20 protein-coding genes are annotated in these 14,291 nt (G+C 68.9%); 14 read left to right on the forward strand and 6 right to left on the reverse strand.

Annotated elements, in window-relative coordinates; translation table 11 throughout:
* Nucleotides 1-74: 74 nt before the first annotated feature.
* The gene (locus NO930_RS11035) at nt 75-593 is read left to right on the forward strand and encodes a hypothetical protein (RefSeq protein WP_256403510.1); all 519 of its coding nucleotides are present in this window, start codon (nt 75-77) and stop codon (nt 591-593) included.
* Nucleotides 594-641: 48 nt separating this feature from the next.
* On the opposite strand, the gene NO930_RS11040 is transcribed toward NO930_RS11035, so the two are convergent.
* Nucleotides 642-1,169, reverse strand: a complete 528-nt coding sequence (locus NO930_RS11040) for a halocyanin domain-containing protein (protein ID WP_256403511.1) — start codon at nt 1,167-1,169, stop codon at nt 642-644.
* Nucleotides 1,170-1,283: 114 nt separating this feature from the next.
* On the opposite strand from NO930_RS11040, the gene NO930_RS11045 reads away from it, so the two are divergent.
* Entirely contained in the window at nt 1,284-1,883 is a 600-nt protein-coding gene (locus NO930_RS11045) for a hypothetical protein (RefSeq protein ID WP_256403512.1), read from the forward strand.
* Between the two features lie 69 nt (nt 1,884-1,952).
* Nucleotides 1,953-2,666 (forward strand): diphthine--ammonia ligase, encoded by a 714-nt coding sequence (locus NO930_RS11050; protein WP_256403513.1) that lies wholly within the window; start codon nt 1,953-1,955, stop codon nt 2,664-2,666.
* A 79-nt stretch (nt 2,667-2,745) separates the two neighbouring features.
* Here NO930_RS11050 and NO930_RS11055 read toward each other — a convergent pair whose 3' ends face one another.
* Complete coding sequence (locus NO930_RS11055; RefSeq protein WP_256403515.1) at nt 2,746-3,999, reverse strand: Glu/Leu/Phe/Val family dehydrogenase; 1,254 nt, start codon at nt 3,997-3,999, stop codon at nt 2,746-2,748.
* 118 nt (nt 4,000-4,117) lie between these two features.
* The gene (gene cyaB / locus NO930_RS11060) at nt 4,118-4,699 is read right to left on the reverse strand and encodes a class IV adenylate cyclase (RefSeq protein WP_256403516.1); all 582 of its coding nucleotides are present in this window, start codon (nt 4,697-4,699) and stop codon (nt 4,118-4,120) included.
* A 127-nt stretch (nt 4,700-4,826) separates the two neighbouring features.
* Here cyaB and NO930_RS11065 point away from each other — a divergent pair, with 127 nt between their 5' ends.
* Both NO930_RS11065 and NO930_RS11070 read left to right on the forward strand, forming a co-directional pair.
* The gene (locus NO930_RS11065) at nt 4,827-5,750 is read left to right on the forward strand and encodes an FKBP-type peptidyl-prolyl cis-trans isomerase (protein WP_137783956.1); all 924 of its coding nucleotides are present in this window, start codon (nt 4,827-4,829) and stop codon (nt 5,748-5,750) included.
* Between the two features lie 62 nt (nt 5,751-5,812).
* The gene (locus NO930_RS11070) at nt 5,813-6,073 is read left to right on the forward strand and encodes a DUF8049 family protein (RefSeq protein WP_256403517.1); all 261 of its coding nucleotides are present in this window, start codon (nt 5,813-5,815) and stop codon (nt 6,071-6,073) included.
* Nucleotides 6,074-6,118: 45 nt separating this feature from the next.
* Here the strand turns inward: NO930_RS11070 and NO930_RS11075 are convergent, their stop codons facing one another.
* The 3 genes from NO930_RS11075 to NO930_RS11085 all read right to left on the reverse strand — a co-directional run bounded on the left by NO930_RS11075 (nt 6,119) and on the right by NO930_RS11085 (nt 7,967).
* Complete coding sequence (locus NO930_RS11075) at nt 6,119-6,748, reverse strand: RAD55 family ATPase (RefSeq protein ID WP_256403519.1); 630 nt, start codon at nt 6,746-6,748, stop codon at nt 6,119-6,121.
* A gap of 68 nt (nt 6,749-6,816) precedes the next feature.
* Nucleotides 6,817-7,509 (reverse strand): MinD/ParA family ATP-binding protein, encoded by a 693-nt coding sequence (locus NO930_RS11080; RefSeq protein ID WP_256403520.1) that lies wholly within the window; start codon nt 7,507-7,509, stop codon nt 6,817-6,819.
* Between the two features lie 65 nt (nt 7,510-7,574).
* A complete protein-coding gene (locus NO930_RS11085; RefSeq protein WP_137784113.1) occupies nt 7,575-7,967 on the reverse strand; it encodes a YlbF/YmcA family competence regulator in 393 nt (130 codons plus the stop codon).
* Nucleotides 7,968-8,099: 132 nt separating this feature from the next.
* Between NO930_RS11085 and NO930_RS11090 the strand changes: the two genes are divergently transcribed.
* From NO930_RS11090 to NO930_RS11130, 9 genes are all read left to right on the forward strand, one after another.
* Nucleotides 8,100-8,300 carry a DUF7576 family protein gene (locus NO930_RS11090; protein ID WP_137784112.1) on the forward strand — a complete coding sequence of 67 codons (201 nt, stop codon included), beginning with the start codon at nt 8,100-8,102 and terminating at the stop codon, nt 8,298-8,300.
* A 116-nt stretch (nt 8,301-8,416) separates the two neighbouring features.
* Nucleotides 8,417-9,142, forward strand: coding sequence for a ribosome assembly factor SBDS (locus NO930_RS11095; RefSeq protein ID WP_137784111.1), 726 nt, complete (start codon nt 8,417-8,419; stop codon nt 9,140-9,142).
* Nucleotides 9,143-9,264: 122 nt separating this feature from the next.
* Nucleotides 9,265-9,750: a YbaK/EbsC family protein gene (locus NO930_RS11100; protein WP_256403521.1), complete on the forward strand. Its 486-nt coding sequence runs from the start codon at nt 9,265-9,267 to the stop codon at nt 9,748-9,750.
* Between the two features lie 85 nt (nt 9,751-9,835).
* Nucleotides 9,836-10,900 carry a metal ABC transporter solute-binding protein, Zn/Mn family gene (locus NO930_RS11105; protein ID WP_256403522.1) on the forward strand — a complete coding sequence of 355 codons (1,065 nt, stop codon included), beginning with the start codon at nt 9,836-9,838 and terminating at the stop codon, nt 10,898-10,900.
* A 139-nt stretch (nt 10,901-11,039) separates the two neighbouring features.
* Nucleotides 11,040-11,780, forward strand: coding sequence for a metal ABC transporter ATP-binding protein (locus NO930_RS11110; protein ID WP_256403523.1), 741 nt, complete (start codon nt 11,040-11,042; stop codon nt 11,778-11,780).
* The gene (locus tag NO930_RS11115; protein ID WP_256403524.1) at nt 11,780-12,925 is read left to right on the forward strand and encodes a metal ABC transporter permease; all 1,146 of its coding nucleotides are present in this window, start codon (nt 11,780-11,782) and stop codon (nt 12,923-12,925) included. Before NO930_RS11110 ends, NO930_RS11115 begins: the two co-directional genes overlap by 1 nt.
* Before the next feature lie 51 nt (nt 12,926-12,976).
* Nucleotides 12,977-13,261 carry a DUF7545 family protein gene (locus NO930_RS11120; RefSeq protein ID WP_137784650.1) on the forward strand — a complete coding sequence of 95 codons (285 nt, stop codon included), beginning with the start codon at nt 12,977-12,979 and terminating at the stop codon, nt 13,259-13,261.
* A 67-nt stretch (nt 13,262-13,328) separates the two neighbouring features.
* Entirely contained in the window at nt 13,329-13,763 is a 435-nt protein-coding gene (locus NO930_RS11125; protein WP_256403525.1) for a thiol-disulfide oxidoreductase DCC family protein, read from the forward strand.
* Nucleotides 13,760-14,275 carry a GIY-YIG nuclease family protein gene (locus NO930_RS11130; RefSeq protein ID WP_256403526.1) on the forward strand — a complete coding sequence of 172 codons (516 nt, stop codon included), beginning with the start codon at nt 13,760-13,762 and terminating at the stop codon, nt 14,273-14,275. Before NO930_RS11125 ends, NO930_RS11130 begins: the two co-directional genes overlap by 4 nt.
* Nucleotides 14,276-14,291: the final 16 nt, after the last annotated feature.

Consider the following 14,291-nt stretch of genomic DNA (forward strand, 5'->3'; position numbering starts at 1 on the left):
CGACGGTCCCCGAAACGCATATTGGCGCGACGCACAGACCACACGTCGGTCGCAGACGACGACCGGACCACACCGTGGACGCGCTCGAACCGACGGACGATCTGCTCGAATCGCTGTACGTCGTCAACAAGACCGCAAAGCGGCTCGCCGACGAGGCGACCGACGCGTACGACCGCGGCGACGTCACCGAGAGCAACGTCCGTTCCGCGCGCAAAGACGCCTTATACCGAACGAAGACGGCCGTCATCGCTCGCGTGGTCGCACACGACTCCTCTCACGTCACCGGGGAGTACCACTCCATTCACGGCGACGTCTGGCTCTTCTTGCGGATCGGCGACTGGCGGTTCCACCAGCCGCCACACGCCATCGGGTCCGACCTCGCGGACGAGATCGAGACGGCGAACGACCGATCGGAGCCGATCGACGCTCCGTACGTCCGCGATTCGTCGATCGCTCGGTCCGACCGGACGCTTGAGGAAGCTCTCTCACGGTTGGCAGAGGCGGGTGTCAACGCCAACGACCACCTCGCGCGCCCGACCGTCACGAGCGAGCACGACCGGATCGTCGACGTCCGGTGGTCGCACCTTCCCTGACCCCGCCGTCCGCGCGCCGAGAGGCGTCGTTGCCGACCCGCCGTCGGCTCATCCCTCGACGACGTCGATACCGCCGAGCATCCCGCTCGTCTGGTGAGGAAGGCAGTAGTACAGTTGGATTCCGGCGCTGTCGAACGTCTGCTCGAAGGTCGTCCCCTCCTCCGTGACCGCGCTGCCGCTGTTGAACTCGGACGCGGAGTCCTCCGCGGACTGGACGTTGTGTGCGCCGCCCTGTCCGGTCCACTCCCAGACGACGGTCGTCCCCGCGTCGACGCGGATCGCTGGGGGATCGAACGCGAACCCGACGTCGCCCGCTCCGACGCGGACAGTCACTTCGTCTTCTCCGGTGTAATCGAGGATGGACCCGTCGTAGAGCCGTGCGTCGGAGAGGTACTCGTCGAGGGCGCTCGGAACGTCGTCGAGCGCCTCGGCCTCCGAGCCCCCGCCGGAGTCGTCTCCGCCGCCGTTCCCGCCGCTGCCGCCGTCGCCTCCACCCGAGCACCCGGCGAGCGTGCCGAGCGCGAGTGCGGCTCCGGTTCCGGCGACGTACCGTCGTCTAGATAGTCTCTCGGACATCGGTTATCTGTACGGGGCGGACCCATACAAACCCCTTGACTGTCGCCCGAATTCGGGAGCGCGCCGTCGCGTTACAACGGCGCGTTTATTCACCGTCGGCGCGCTCGTTCGCCCATGCGGGAAGACGAACTGGCGACGCGGGTCGTCGATCACTACGCGGCCGTCCACGACGACCCCGTGGTCCGGGTCGAAGAGCCGTACGACGCGGACGGTCGTCGCGGGGTCGTCGACGTGTACGTTCGTCTCCGCGCGCCGGAGCGCGTCGACCACGTCCTCGAGCTCAAAAGCGACGCGGCGGTGAGACGCGCGACCGGCGCGAACGAAGTTCTCAGACAGTACCGGCGGATGGAGCGGTACTTCCACGCGGACGACGCGCACGCGATCAGCCCGAAGCTTCGCCGAACCGGGCCGGGTGCGCGCTTTCTTTTATGTTTCGCGCCCACGCCGACCTGCGTGTATCACGTCGCCACGCACCGGACGCTGTACGCGTCGGTCGAGGCCACCGACCGCGTCGGCGACGTCCCCGCGGTTCGGACCGTCGCGTTCCTCACGGGGCTCGACGGGGACCCGACGGACCTCGGATTCGTCTCGATAAACGCCGACGCGCCGTTCGGGTCCGACGCGTTCTTCGAGGCCGTCCCTCCCGGCTCGCGGCTCGCAGACAGTCTGGACCGCGTCGACGACGAGGTGGTCGCTCGCGGCGGTCCGGACTGAACGGAGTTCGCCGTCTCGGCCTCGCCGGCCGACCGCTGTCGCTTTATGCCTCTCCCTCCGTGTTCGCCCATGAGCGACTGGGTGAGCCTCTTTTCGGGCGGCAAAGACTCCTCGTGGGCGCTGTACCGCGCGCTCCAGCAAGACCTCGACGTCTCCCGACTCCTCACGATCCATCCCGCGGGCGACTCGTACATGTATCACACGCCGGCGACCGAACTCGCGGGCCTCGCGGCCGAGAGCATCGGCATCGACCTCGTCGAGGTCGCGCCGGACGACTTCGGCGCGGACGACGTCGAGGACGCGAGCGCACAGGGTGACGCGGAGTTGGAACCGATGGAGGCGACGCTCCGGGAGCTTGCAGCTGACGGCGATCTCGACCTCGTCGGCGTCACCGCGGGCGCGGTCGAAAGCGAGTTCCAGACGAGCCGGATTCAAGCGATGTGCGACCGGCTCGACATCGACCTGTTCGCGCCGCTGTGGCGAGAAGATCCCGTCGAACTCGCCGAGGCCATGTTCGACGCGGGGTTCGAGATCCGGATCGTGCAGGTCGCGGCGTACGGGCTCGACGAGTCGTGGCTCGGACGACGATACGACGCGGACGCGCTCGACGAGCTCCTCGACCTCCGCGCGGAGTACGGCGTTCATCCGCTCGGGGAGGGCGGCGAGTTCGAGACGTACGTCCTTGACGGGCCGCACATGGACCGACGGATAGCGATGGACACCGAGGCGGTCTGGGAGGGCGACCGGGGACACCTGTCGGTTCGGAACGCTCGACTGGTCTAGCTCCGCGTCTCAGTGAGACCGGCCGGTTCCGCGTGCGACCGCCTCCGCCTTTAGGGCCGACTGTCCGCCTAGTCGCGCTTCAGGGCCAACTCCCCGCCTGGTCGTACGCGCTCACGATCCGTTCGATGGCGACGATGTAGGCCGCAGTCCGGAGGTTCGCGACGTCGTTCGACTCGTAGGCGTCGACGAGGTCGTCGAACGCCTCGACTATCACGCGTTCGAGCTCCTCGTTGACGCGCTCTTCCGTCCAACTGAACCGCTGGCGGTTCTGTACCCACTCGAAGTACGAGACGGTGACGCCGCCGGCGTTCGCGAGGATGTCCGGGATGACGTGGACCCCGCTGTCGGCGAGCACGTCGTCGGCATCGGGCGTGAGCGGGCCGTTGGCCGCCTCGACGATCAGATCGGCGTCGACCTCGCGAGCGAGGTCCGCATCGATCGCGTTCTCCAGGGCCGCAGGGACCAGCACGTCGACGCCGAGCGTGAGTAACTCGTCGTTGGTGATCGCTTCGGTGTCGCCGTATCCGGTGACGGAGCCGGTGTCGGCCTTGTGCGCTTTCACGTCACGGGGATCGAACCCGTCCGGATCGTAGATGCCGCCGGAGGAATCGGAAACGGCGACGATCCGAGCGCCGAGGTCGGAGAGCAGCGCCGCGCCGATCGACCCCGCGTTCCCGTAGCCCTGCACGGCGACCGTCGCGCCGTCGAGGTCGCGGTCGAGCCAGTCAAACGCCTCGCGGGCAGACAGCGCGACCGACCGGCCGGTCGCCTCGACGCGCCCCTCGCTACCGCCGGAATCGAGCGCCTTCCCGGTGATGACTCCGGGCGCCGTGGTGTTCTCCAGCGTCTCGTAGGTGTCTTTTATCCAGTTCATCTCCCGCTGACCGGTGTTGACGTCCGGCGCGGGGATATCTCGGTCCTCGCCGATGAGCGGACGCAGCTCGGTCGCGAACGCACGCGTCAGTCGCTCCAGCTCGCTCTCTGAGTAGTCGGCCGGGTCGATCGCGATGCCGCCTTTTCCACCGCCGTACGGGACGCCGACGATGGCGCACTTGTACGCCATCCACCCGGACAGCGCCTTCACTTCGTCGCGAGTGACGTTCGGGTGATAGCGGATACCGCCCTTGTACGGCCCGCGGTCCCCGTTGAACTGCGAACGGTACGCGCGGACCGTCTCGAGGGATCCGTCGTCGAGTTCGAACGTCAGGTTCGTCTCCAACACCCGCTCGGGGTTTTTCAAGCGCTCGATGACGCCCGGTGACGCGTCGACCGATCCAGCGGCGTCGTCTACCTGCTCTTGTAAGCTCTCGAACGGATTCGCTTGGTCAGACATACGTCCACGTCTCCCGGCGGTGGATTTAGTTGTGACGAACGGTCCGGAAATTGTGACCGTCGTATGCAAAGTGAAGTGAACAAACGTCAAGATGCCAACGCGGCGTCCCTCCGCCGCGTCACTCCCCTTCCAGAAGTAGCCCGAGGTACGACGTCCTGATCTGGTCGGTGCCGTCGAGCCCCAGTTCGGAGAGCACGTCGACCGCCGCGTCGCGGGCCGACGCGACGGCAGGCTCGTCTTCGACTTCGCGTTCGACTTCGACGAACTCACCGAGACCGTCGACGTCGTCGAGCGTGACCGTGTATCCGTCGTATCGCCAGAACTCGCGGCGTTTCTCGACGGTCGCCGCCGGTTCGAAGCCGAGCCCCCCGAAGACCCCCGAAGCCGCCTCGCCGTCGTCGACGCCGGTCTCGTGTTCGATCCGCGTCTTCGATCCCTCGTCGACGAGCGGGCCCTTGTAGGTCAGCTTCGTCGTCTCGAAGCCGTCCTCATCACGGGTCGTGCGGGAGTCCGAGACCGACGCGATCGGCGTCTCGCGCCGCAGCCGGAGCGCTTCGTCGGTCTCGGCGAAATCGCGGTGGGGAGCGTCGTAGTACACGTCTCGCTGGCGGCGAGCGCCGACCCGCTCGGCGTCGACCCGGCGCAGTCGTTCCCGGACGGCCTCGACGTCTGCCGGTACCTTGATCTCGACCTCGTACATGCCCGTGGCTCCGGCGGCGGCGGTGTTAAGCGCCGCGGGAGCGGGCTCGGCGGAGAGACGGAGGCAGACGCCGGCGTCGCCGGGGCGAACCGTGCGCCTTAAGGGTGTAACCGGTGACCTTGCGGGTATGAGCGATCAGGAGCAAGCGGACGCGGCCGAGGACGGAGACGAGGCCGAGACCGAGAGCGCCGGACTGAACGACGGCGACTTCGTGCGGGTCGCGTACACGATCCGAACCGCGGACGACGACCGCGTCATCGACACGACCGACGAGGAGGTCGCCGAGGACGCGGAGATCGACACGGACGAACACGAGTTCGAACCGCGCGTCATCGCGCTCGGTGCGGGCCACGTGTTCCCGTCCGTCGAGGAGACGTTCATCGGCTCGGAGGTCGGCGACGAAGGGACCGTGGACGTCCCCGCTGAGGACGCCTTCGGCGCGTACGACCCCGACGAGGTCGAGACCGTCAAGGCCGACAAGATCCCCGAGGACAGCCGCTACCCCGGCGCACAGGTCCAGATCGACAACCGGCAGGGCTACCTCGAAACGATCATCGGCGGGCGAGCCCGCGTCGACTTCAACCACCCGCTCGCGGGCGAGGACCTGGAGTACGAGTACGAGATCCTCGAAGCGATCGACGACCGCGAGCAGCAGGCCGCCGGCATGCTCGGTATGTACCTCCAGGACGCGCCCGAGGTCCGTATCGAGACGGTCACGGAGGAAGAAGAGACCGTCACCGAAGACGACGACGGCGAGGAGGCCGTCGAGACCGAGGAGGTCGAGAAAGACGTCCTCTACGTGACGGCGACGCAGGCGATGCAGATGAACCAGCAGTGGATGTTCCAGAAACAGCAGATCGCACAGGACCTGATGAGCCGGCTCGACCTCGACCGCGTCGTCGTCGAGGAGGTCATCGAGGGCGGCGGCATGGGCGGGCTCGGCGGCATGATGGGCGGCATGGGCGGAGCCGGCGCGGGCGACATCGAAGAGGCGCTCGAAGACGTCGACGTCGACGCCGACGAGATCGTCGACGAGATCGACGACGCGTAGACTGCGTCTCGCTGCGGCTCAGTATCGGACCCGTTTGAACGCCGACCGTCTCACTGCGTACCATGGAACTCGAACGCGCCCGCGAAGACGTCCTCGTTGCGGCGAGCGCCGGGGCGACAACCGTCGCGCTCGCGCTGCTTTCGGGCGTCGCCGGCGTCGTCGACGTCGGAACGCTCCCGACGCTCGCACCGCTCGCCGTCTACGCGGCGTACCTCTTCTCGCGGAAGGGAGGTCCGTACGGCTCGGCCGATCGCCCGCGAAACTGGGCGATAGCGGCGATCGCGGTCGGAGTCGCAGTTCTCGTCTTCGGCGCGGTCGCGTGAGAGCGGCCTCGCAGGCGGAGGCGATATGGGCCCTGCGCCGTCGGCTCAGGCGATGTCCCGGCTCGTGTCCACCGTGACCGTGTCCGTGAGCTTCAGCTTCAGCGGCTCTTCGAGCGCCGCGCCGCCGCGGAACTTCGGTACGACGAGACGGTTCGCGATCTCCGTCCCCGTCACCGTGGTCCGGAGGTCGAAGACGACGTCGGCCACCTGCGTCGTCACGGTTCGGTTGGGGCCGTCCGTCTCCCCTTTCAGCGCGTGCAACACGGCTATCCCGCCCGCGTCGACGACGCGTCGGCGTACCCCGTTGAGGAACGCGCGATAGCCGTCTCGGTCGCCGGCCTCGAACGGACCGACGGAGTCGACGACGAGCGTTCCTCGCTCCGGGAGGTCGTCTGCGACGGAGAGCGCGTCGTCGATCGGCTCCGCCTCGACGCTGCTGACGACGACCCCGTCGCCGTCCGCGGTTCCGCCGCTGTCGCGCTTCAGTCCGTCCTCGACGGCCTCCGGCGAGCGAACGGTCGTGAGGTACCGGCACTCCCGAACGCGCGCGAGGCGGTCGACGATCAGCTCCGACTGGCTCGCCGGGCTCGCCGTCAGGACCACGACACTACCGCTCGGGAGCCCCCCGCCGAACTCCCTGTCCAGCACCGAGATCCCGGTCGGAAGCGTCTCCATACGATCGCTGCCCGCTCCGAGGGTTTGGCTCTGTCGGTGACCCGCAGTCTCAGGCCCCGTGCCGGTGCTCACGCGACGCGCCAGTCCGAGGCGACGTCACGCCGAACGAGCCGCCGCGCGAGGTCGTCGTACGCCGACCGCACCGTCGGGTCCGAGAGCGGCTCCGCGTCCGCCTCGGGAACGCGTCCGAGGACCGAACAGCCGAACAGGTCGCGGACGCCGTCGGGGACCGACCCGGTCCGCACCGCGACGACGCCGATCGGCGGGCAGTCGAGCCGCCGCGCGATCGCCACCGTCTTGACCGCGTCGCGGAGGGCGGGCCGACGCAGCGGCGTCACCAGCAGACACCGGTCGGCCGCGCGGAGCGGCGCGGCGACGTCGGGCGACGCGCCGGCCGGACAGTCGAGAAGCGTCGGACGCTCCGAGGACGTCGCACCGGCGAGCGACGCGAACACGGCGTCGGCGTCGACGTCGTCGGACGCCCGAGGCGGCGCGAGCACGAGCGGCAGCGAGCGGCTCGGGCGGACCGTTTCTCCTCCGCGAACCGCCTCCGGGATCGTCGGGGGTGCGCCCGTCGACGCGGTGAGCGACGGCGTCGGAGCGGCCACTCCCGCCTCTGTCGCGAGCCCGTTCAGGTTCGGGAGATCCCAGTCGGCGTCGGCGGCGACGACGGACGCGCCGCGGCGGGACAGCGCGCTCGCGAGCCCGACGGTCGTGGTGGTCTTTCCGCTTCCGCCCTTTCCGCCGGCCACGGCTATCACTGGCGGACGTGCGTCGGCATCCGATATAAGGAGGTGCGCGCGCGGTCGACCCCGGCCGGCGGCGATCAGTCCTGACAGCAGCCGCCCGCCTCGCCGCCGAAGTCGACGGCCAGCGGGTCGGAGATGGCCTCGTTGACCGCTTCGAGCGTGTCGGTCAGTTCCTCCTGTGCGTCAAGGAACTCGCTCATGACGGGCATCGAGTGGAGCTCGTCTTGCGCCTCCTGAACGCGCTGGAGGTCGCTGTTCGACGCCTGTCCGGTCTGTCGGGCGTGCATGAACTCCGAGCGGATCTGCTCGAACTCGTCGATCTTCGCTTGGACTGCCTCGTCGCGTTGTACCGCCGCTCGGGCCTCTTCGAAGCGCTCGTACTCGGGCGTCTGTGCGATCCGTTCGCCCAGTTCGCGACCGAGCTGCTCGACCGAGTCCCCTTCGTCGACAGCCGCCTGTTCGACGCTCATGTATGGCAGTTGGCGCGGAGCTAGTTCAACCTGCCGGCGTCGGGAGTCGTCGAGCGACGCCGGTGGCCAGACACCCCGGCCAGAACTGCCGCCCTTCGCGGGTTCAAGTGCCCGGAGGTGTTGTCACCGCCAATGGTAGATCCGACTTCGGACCTCGGGGAGGACGTCGACGAGGAGTCCGCGCCGCGGTGCGTCTCGTGTGGGGGACCGGCGCTCGGCGTCGGCCGGCGAACCGTGACGTGGGTCGACGGCGTCGACGTGACGCACAGACACTTCTGTTCGCAATCGTGTCGCGACGACTGGACGGACGAGCGACCGTCTGCTGTGAGCTGATCGGCTCGGTCCGCCTTACTGGGTGGCGTCACGCGGCGGCGCGAACCCGATCGCCGTCAGCCGCGGCGTCGGAGCGCCGCGGGAGGATTTTTCACGACGGGGGTGGTAGTACCGATATGATATCGCTCGACGAGGCCGTGACGGCTCGACTGGAGTCACACGGTGAACGATTCGAGGTGCTTATCGATCCGGACGCCGCGCTGGCGATGAAACGCGGCGAGTTCGACGGCGACCTCGAAGACGTCATCGCAGCCGAAGACGTCTTCGAGAACGCTTCTCGCGGCGACCGACCGGCCGAAGAGGACTTAGAGACGGTCTTCGGAACGACGGACCCCCTCGAAATCATTCCCGAGGTCGTCGAGCGCGGGGAGATACAGATCACGGCGGAACAGCGCGAGGAGATGGTCGAACGGAAGCACAACCAGCTCGTCACCACCATCACGCGCAACGCCGTCAACCCGCAGATGGACGACTCCCCGCATCCGCCGGACCGGATCGAGCGGGCGTTAGAGGAGGCCGGGTTCCAAGTCGACCCGATGGAACCGGTCGAAAATCAGGTCGACGACGCGCTCGACGCGCTGCGTCCGGTGATCCCGATCCGATTCGAGGAGGTGACGATGGCGGTCCAGCTCCCGGCCGACTATGCGGGCTCCGGACAGGCACAGATCCGCGAGTTCGGCGACCTCGAACGCGAAGAGTGGCAGAACGACGGCTCGTGGGTCGGCGTGCTCACGTTCCCGGCGGGGCTACAAAACGACCTGTACGACCTCGTCAACGAGGTCACCTCCGGCGAGGGCGACGCCCGAGTGATCAAGGACAAAGACGAGATTCGGACGCGCTGACGGACGGAGCGCGGACGCCCGACGCCCTGCGTCGTGGCGGCGATCGCTCGGTCGACTTTCGACCGGCCCGCATACGTACCGCATCCGGGGAGTTGATACCGACGCCCGTTCCGTCGTGTGGTATGCACGAACGCGCGGCGGAGTTTTCCGAGGGCGTACACGAGCGGTACGGTATCGACGTCGACGTGCTGGAGTTCGACGCGGGAACGAAGACCGCGGCCGCCGCGGCCGACGCCGTCGGGTGTGACGCGGCGGCGATCGCTTCTACCATCGTGGTGTCGCTCGCCGATGAGGGGAACGGAGGCGGGTTGGGTGCCGCCATCACGAGCGGCGCGAATCGCATCGATCTCGACGCGGTCGCCGACCACTTCGACGCGTCGGCGGCGGCGATGGCGGACCCCGATCGGATCCGCGAGACGATCGGCTGGAGCATCGGCGGCGTCCCGCCGCTCAGTCACGACGCGACGATACCGACGGTCTTCGACCCGACGCTCACGGAGTACGACACCGTCTACGCCGCGGCGGGAACCCCGAGCGCGCTGTTTGCGATCGACCCGAGACGGCTCGCCGACCTCGCCGACGCGACCGTCATCGATCTGACGGAGTGAACCACGCGAGGCCAGAAGCCCAGTTTTGTTAACTCCGACTTATGAAATAACAATACTTTTCTGTTAACACGTTCTTCGATCCGGTATGGACCAGTCACGACGGTCGGTGCTGAAGCAGGGAGCGGGGTTGGTAGGTACCGGTGTGACCGCGTCGCTCGCCGGCTGTTCGGGCACTGGTGGGAGTGTCGACGGCGGGGAAGGTGCGGGAGACGACTCCGGATCGTTCGGGGGCGGCTACACCGCCTTCTTCACGCTCACCGACTGGACGAACCGGGTCGCCGGCGACCGTGCGACCTTCGAAGATCCGGTCGAGGTCGGTCGGCTCGGGCACGGGTGGGAGCCCAGCGGGACGCTCGCCGCCGACGTCGCCGCCACCGACGCGTTCGTCTACCTCGACCACCCCGAGTTCGCGTGGACGCAAGACCTCGCGTCGACGCTGGAGGCCGACTACGACTCCGTGGCGGTGATAGACGGGCTGTCCAGGCTGGAGGGGGACCTGCTCGCGTGGGATCACGGGCACGGAGACGGCGACCCCGACGGAAGCGGAACCACGGAGACGGAGGACGGTCACGGCGAGGACGGCGACGGTGAAGACGGGCACGACGGCGGCCGGCAGACCGACCCGCACGTCTGGGTCGATCCGGTCCGATCGGCGGAGGTCGTCGAGACGATCGCCGCCGGGCTCGGGGACGCCGACCCCGACAACGCCGAGGCCTACGCCGACAACGCCGAGGCCTACGCCGCGGAACTCGACGAGATCGACGCCGCCTTCGCGGCGCTCACCGAGAGGGCCACGCGCGACGTGGCGGTCATCGCCGGCCACAACTCGTTTCAGTATCTGGAGGACCGGTACGGGTTCCGACTCCACTCGCCGGTCGGCGTCTCGCCGCAGAACGAGCCGACCCAGACCGAGATCGCGGACACCATCGAGATCGTCGACCGAGAGGGAATCGACACGATCCTCTATGATCGGTTCGGCTCGACCACGCTCGCGGAGGCGATACTCGAGAACAGCGACGCGACGGAGATGGCCGCCGTCTCGCCGGCCGGCGGCACGACCCGGGAGTGGAACGAGGCCGGCTACGGCTATCTCGAACAGATGACGGAGATCAACCTCCCCGCCTTTCGGCGGGCGTTCGGCGCGCAGTGAGCCGACTCCGTGTGCCCCCCTCGCGGTGCGGTGCGTCGCCTGTTGCGCGGGGGTGTCTGGCGACTGCTCCGCGTTTGGGACCGATCGCTCGCAGACTAAAAGAGCTAAACGTCCGGCCGACGCAGGGACGACACACGCAGTGACCGCAATCGTCGACCTCGACGGCGTGACGTTCTCCTACGGCGACACCGTCGCCGTGAGAGACGTCTCGCTGACGGTCGATCGGGGTGATTTCCTCGGGCTCGTGGGGCCGAACGGCTCCGGAAAGACCACGCTGTTGCACCTCATGTTGGGACTTCATACTCCCGACGAGGGCTCGGTCGCGCTGTTCGGCCGCCCGATCGACCAGTTCGACGACGGCGGGCGCATCGGCTACGTCTCACAGAAGGCGACGAGCCGCGGCGGGGCCATGCCGGTCACGGTCCGCGAGTGCGTCACGATGGGGCGGTTCGCACACGCCGGGTTCGGTCGTCTCACCGACGCCGACCGCGCCGCCGTCGACGACGCGATCTCGACGGTCGGAATCGGCGATCTCTCTGACCGACTGCTCACGGAGCTGTCCGGCGGACAGAAACAGCGGGCGTACATCGCGCGTGCGCTCGCGAGCGACGCCGACCTCCTCGCGCTCGACGAACCGACCGTCGGCGTCGACGCGGAGTCGCGCGACGCCTTCTACGCCCTGCTCGCCGACCTCAACGACGACGGGATCACCATCATCCTCATCGAACACGACATCGGCGTCGTCACCGACCGCGCGAGCCGTATCGCCTGTATCAACACGGAACTGTACCACCACGGGGACACGGAGTCGTTCGTCGAGAGCGACGCCCTCGCCGAGGCGTACGGCGCGACCGGACAGGTCGTCCACCACCACCACTGATGGCCGACGACACCGCGGGAACCGACGACGGAAGCGACGCGGGCGGAGGCGGCCGGGCCGAAGGCGGCGGCGCGGGCGGTGACGGCAGACCCGCAGACGGCGACGCGTCCGTCCCGAGCGATGCGACGCGAACCCGGGACAGGCGTCGGACCGTCGAGCTCGTCGGCGTCGGCTGCACCGCGGCGCTCGCGGCCGTGATGCTCGGGTTCGTGTTTCTCTACTGGGCGCAGGACCTCCCGATCGCGAGCGGGCTGTACGCGGCGTTCCGGTCGACCGGGCGAGGAATGGACGCGGCGCTCGGCACGAACGTGTTCCGGCACCCGGTCATGTGGCAGTCGATGGCGACGGGCGTCCTCGTCGGGGTCGTCGCGCCGCTCGTCGGCTCGTTCCTCGTTCACCGGGAGATGGCGCTGATCGGCGAGACGCTCGCGCACACGGCGTTCGCGGGCGTCGCGATCGGCATCCTCGTCAACGCGTCGACGGGCTGGGACGGGTCGCTCCTCCTCGTCGCGCTCGTCGTCGCCGTCTGCGGCGCGGTCGCGGTCCAGTGGCTCACGGCGCACACGGACGCGTACGGCGACGTGCCGATCGCGATCATGTTGAGCGGGAGCTTCGCCGTCGGGACGCTGATCGTGAGCTACGGTCGCGGCCTCACCGCGATCAACATCGAGGGGTACCTGTTCGGCAACCTCGCGGTGGTCACCGTCGAGGGAGCGCGGCTCATGAGTGTGCTGTCCGTCCTCGTCGTCGTCGGCGTCGCGCTGACGTACAAACAGCTGCTCTTCATCACCTTCGACGAACAGGCGGCGCGGGTCGCCCAGCTGAACGTCACCGGCTACAACACGCTGCTCGTGGTGTTGACGGCGGTCGTCGTCGTCGGCGCGATGCAGGTGCTCGGCGTCATCCTCGTCGCGGCGATGCTCGTCGTCCCCGTCGCCGCCGCCTCGCAGGTGGCTCGGAGCTTCCGGGAAACGGTGTACCTCTCCGTTATCGTCGGGCAGCTGTCGGTCGTCGGCGGGTTCGCCCTCTCCCTCGGCCTCGGGCTTCCCTCCGGCGGGTCGATCGTCGTCACGGCGATCGGCATCTACCTGGTGAGCATCGCCGCGTCCGGCTTCTCCGTGACGGCGATCTCCGCGCACGGCTGACCGCTCGACCCCTTTCCACAGACCCTTATGTCCCCGCCGCGAGTGAGGCGTATGGGAGAGACGGAAACCTACACGCTCACCGGTCCCGACGGCAACGAAGAGTCGTTCGAACTGCCCGCGGGCCTCGTCGACGTCCTCAGCGAGCAGGGCGAGGAGTCGACGCGGGTCGTAAGCGACGTCGTCGTACAGGCGATGGCCCAGCAGGCGCACGTCATCGTCCACCACAGCGAGGGCGAGGTCCCGGAGGACATCGCGGAGATGGAGGAGACCGCGGCGGAGTTGTTCGAGGAGCGGTTCGGCCAGTCGCTCGAAGACGCGCTCGGCCACTCGCACTGAGTTCGTTCACACAATTTTAATCCGCTCCGACCGGCCGCTTAAGCCGGTTCGACCCGTACGTTTTCGCATGACCACCGACTCGGACGCGCCGGTGTTGATCTTCGACGGGGACTGTCCCTACTGCTCCGTCGCGGCCCTCGCGCTCCGTCGGCTCGACGGGGTCGTCGCGGTGCCGTGGGCGGCCGATCCGGTCGGCCCGTTCCTCGACGCGCAGTTCGGGTCGCGCCCCTTCGCGATGGTGCTCGTCGACCCGACGGAGCGGCTGGTGTACGCCGGCCGCTCCGCGGCCGAGGAACTCGCCGACCGCGCGGGAACGCCCGGGATCGTCGGCGGGCTCGTCCGCGACAACTACGACCGGATCGCCGACGTGGTCGGTACCCTCTCGGGCCGCGGCCGCGACCCCGACGACGTCCACGACGTCTATCCCCTCACCGACGAGGCGAGCGACCGCGTCGACGACCTCCGGCCGGCGGCGAGCGAGCCGCCGGGGGCGCTGTCGTGAGCGGAGGAGCGGGCGGCGATCGCGGCGATCCCGACGGCGGCGGGACGTACACGCTCCTCGTCGAGCTGTCGGAGCCGACGACTATCGAGGTCGGCGCGCTCGGCGAGCACCGACTCCCGCCCGGCGCGTACGCGTACACCGGGAGCGCGCTCGGCGCGGGCGGGTTCGCCCGCGTCGACCGCCACCGCCGGACCGCACGCGGGGAGCACGACGTGCGCCACTGGCACGTCGACTACCTGCTCGGCCGCGACGAGGCTCGGATCGACCGAGTCGTTCGCAGCGTCGGCGTCGACGCCGAGTGCGCGATCGCAGGGGGGCTGCCCGCGGGACCGGTCGACGGGTTCGGGGCGTCCGACTGCGGCTGCGCGAGCCACCTCGCCGCGCTCGATGAGGACCCCGAGGCGGGGGCGGACCCCGCGTCGCAGGTCCGGGACGCGCACGCGTCGGTCACGCCGGCGCGCGGCGGTCGCGTCGACGTCGTCGCCGGCGACGAGCCGGCGCGAGAGGAGTGAGCGTGGCCTCGTCGCG

This window comes from Halorubrum salinum, assembly GCF_024494575.1.
GTDB classification, from domain to species: Archaea; Halobacteriota; Halobacteria; order Halobacteriales; family Haloferacaceae; genus Halorubrum; species Halorubrum salinum.

Coding starts and splice junctions, on each gene's coding strand:
- NO930_RS11065 (WP_137783956.1), top strand. CDS start 4,827: ATGAGCGATCAGGAGCAAGCGGACGCGGCCGAGGACGGAGACGAGGCC.
- NO930_RS11100 (WP_256403521.1), top strand. CDS start 9,265: ATGCACGAACGCGCGGCGGAGTTTTCCGAGGGCGTACACGAGCGGTAC.
- NO930_RS11070 (WP_256403517.1), top strand. CDS start 5,813: ATGGAACTCGAACGCGCCCGCGAAGACGTCCTCGTTGCGGCGAGCGCC.
- NO930_RS11075 (WP_256403519.1), bottom strand. CDS start 6,748: ATGGAGACGCTTCCGACCGGGATCTCGGTGCTGGACAGGGAGTTCGGC.
- NO930_RS11095 (WP_137784111.1), top strand. CDS start 8,417: ATGATATCGCTCGACGAGGCCGTGACGGCTCGACTGGAGTCACACGGT.
- NO930_RS11050 (WP_256403513.1), top strand. CDS start 1,953: ATGAGCGACTGGGTGAGCCTCTTTTCGGGCGGCAAAGACTCCTCGTGG.
- NO930_RS11090 (WP_137784112.1), top strand. CDS start 8,100: ATGGTAGATCCGACTTCGGACCTCGGGGAGGACGTCGACGAGGAGTCC.
- NO930_RS11120 (WP_137784650.1), top strand. CDS start 12,977: ATGGGAGAGACGGAAACCTACACGCTCACCGGTCCCGACGGCAACGAA.
- cyaB (WP_256403516.1), bottom strand. CDS start 4,699: ATGTACGAGGTCGAGATCAAGGTACCGGCAGACGTCGAGGCCGTCCGG.
- NO930_RS11105 (WP_256403522.1), top strand. CDS start 9,836: ATGGACCAGTCACGACGGTCGGTGCTGAAGCAGGGAGCGGGGTTGGTA.
- NO930_RS11040 (WP_256403511.1), bottom strand. CDS start 1,169: ATGTCCGAGAGACTATCTAGACGACGGTACGTCGCCGGAACCGGAGCC.
- NO930_RS11055 (WP_256403515.1), bottom strand. CDS start 3,999: ATGTCTGACCAAGCGAATCCGTTCGAGAGCTTACAAGAGCAGGTAGAC.
- NO930_RS11125 (WP_256403525.1), top strand. CDS start 13,329: ATGACCACCGACTCGGACGCGCCGGTGTTGATCTTCGACGGGGACTGT.
- NO930_RS11045 (WP_256403512.1), top strand. CDS start 1,284: ATGCGGGAAGACGAACTGGCGACGCGGGTCGTCGATCACTACGCGGCC.
- NO930_RS11085 (WP_137784113.1), bottom strand. CDS start 7,967: ATGAGCGTCGAACAGGCGGCTGTCGACGAAGGGGACTCGGTCGAGCAG.
- NO930_RS11115 (WP_256403524.1), top strand. CDS start 11,780: ATGGCCGACGACACCGCGGGAACCGACGACGGAAGCGACGCGGGCGGA.